Annotated in this window: 1 protein-coding gene and 2 pseudogenes; all 3 read left to right on the top strand. The window is 34.3% G+C overall.

Translation table 11 applies throughout. From position 1 onward, the window contains the following. The first annotated feature begins 136 nt into the window (after positions 1-136). A pseudogene (locus ABT171_RS41495) lies at positions 137-817 on the top strand (IS6 family transposase). A gap of 54 nt (positions 818-871) precedes the next feature. Continuing rightward, a pseudogene (locus ABT171_RS41490) lies at positions 872-1,219 on the top strand (integrase core domain-containing protein); the annotation flags it as partial. Positions 1,220-1,277: 58 nt separating this feature from the next. Then, positions 1,278-1,964, top strand: a 687-nt coding sequence (locus ABT171_RS41485) for a glycosyltransferase family 2 protein (protein WP_351252124.1), incomplete at its 3' end; no start/stop codon positions are given.

The following is a 1,964-nucleotide window of genomic DNA, read 5'->3' as shown; positions in this document are numbered from 1 at the left end:
GGAAAAACAGTTGACAGTTGAAATTCGTGATGTTGAAATCGTGAAACCTAAGATTGAGAAATCGGTTCTGTTGCAAAGTTTTCTGATAAATCTATTTTAGTGTAAAATTGAGAAAAAAGACAGAGAGGACAGAGTAATGAATCATTTTAAAGGCAAACAATTCAAAAAAGACGTCATTATTGTCGCTGTTGGTTACTACCTGCGTTACAATCTAAGCTATCGTGAAGTTCAGGAATTGTTATATGATCGTGGAATAAATGTTTGTCATACTACGATTTATCGTTGGGTGAAAGAGTACAGCAAAGTCCTCTATTATCTTTGGAAGAAGAAAAATAGACAATCCTTCTATTCATGGAAAATGGACGAAACCTATATCAAAATTAAGGGACGTTGGCATTATCTTTATCGTGCAATTGATACGGACGGCTTAACCTTAGATATCTGGTTACGAAAGAAACGGGATACGCAAGCAGCCTATGCTTTCTTAAAACGACTCCATAAACAGTTTGGTGAGCCGAAAGCAATTGTGACCGATAAAGCACTTTCTCTTGGATCCGCCTTTTAAAAGTTACAGAGTGTGGGTTTATATACTAAGACAGAGCACCGAACTGTGAAGTATCTTAACAATTTAATAGAACAAGACCATCGACCTATTAAACGACGGAATAAATTTTATCAAAGTCTCCGTACAGCCTCTTCCACGATTAAGGGCATGGAGACCATTCGAGGAATATATAAAAAGAACCGAAGAAATGGAACGCTCTTCGGCTTTTCGGTGTCTACTGAAATCAAGGTATTAATGGGAATAACAGCCTAAGATATTTGGAGTTCAGAGAGGGCGCGTTTGATTTTCAAACTTCGCAACAGACCCGTGCAAAGAACTTTAAATAAGGCCATTAAATCACAAGACTATCCAGAAGCTGTTATTCTTCATTCTGACCAAGGAAGCCAGTATACGAGTCTAGAGTATGAAGAGTTGCTTAAGTATTATGGGATGACTCACTCTTTCAGTCGAAGGGGATACCCTTATCATAATGCCAGTCTTGAATCTTGGCATGGACATTTAAAAAGAGAGTGGGTGTATCAATTTAAATATAAGAACTTTGAAGAAGCCTATCAGAGTATTTTCTGGTACATCGAAGCCTTTTATAATTCAAAACGAATCCATCAAAGTTTAGGGTATCTTACACCTAATCAATTTGAAAAGGTAAGTGCTTAAAATAAATAGATTAAAATTCTACGTTTGTTACTCTAAAAACTTGACTTAACGTCATATAATGGCTAATATATGGAGTGTAATTATATTTGAGGAGATACAAATGAAAAAAAATGTTCTTTTATCTATTATTGTTCCAATATACAATGTTGAGAAGTATATTGGTAGTTTAGTAAATTCTCTAGTGAAACAAACGAACAAGAATTTTGAGGTTATTTATATTGATGACGGATCAACAGATGAAAGCATGCAAATTTTGAAAGAAATAATGGCAGGCAGTGAACAGGAATTTTCGTTTAAGTTGTTACAACAAGTTAATCAGGGTTTATCTTCAGCCAGGAATACCGGTATACTTAATGCAACTGGAGAATATATCTTTTTTTTGGATTCAGATGATGAAATAGAAATCAATTTTGTGGAGACAATTTTGACTAGTTGCTATAAATACAGTCAACCGGATACACTTATCTTTGGTTATAGTAGAATTGATGAATTTGGAAATGCTTTGGACAGTAATTATGGGCATGGAAGTTTTTATCGTCAAAAAGATTTGTGTACAAGTGAGCAAATATTAACTGCATTGTCTAAAGATGAGATACCAACAACTGCATGGTCATTTGTAACAAAACGCTCTGTGATTGAAAAACACGATTTACTATTTTCTGTTGGAAAAAAATTTGAAGATAACAATTTTACGCCGAAAGTTTTTTACTTTAGTAAAAACATTGTTGTTATTTCCCTAAGATTG

This window comes from Streptomyces sp. NPDC001851 (genome assembly GCF_040297165.1).
Taxonomy (GTDB): domain Bacteria; phylum Actinomycetota; class Actinomycetes; order Streptomycetales; family Streptomycetaceae; genus Streptomyces.
The sequence above is the reverse complement of the archived record's forward strand: the minus strand, read 5'-3'. Positions and strand labels throughout refer to the sequence as shown.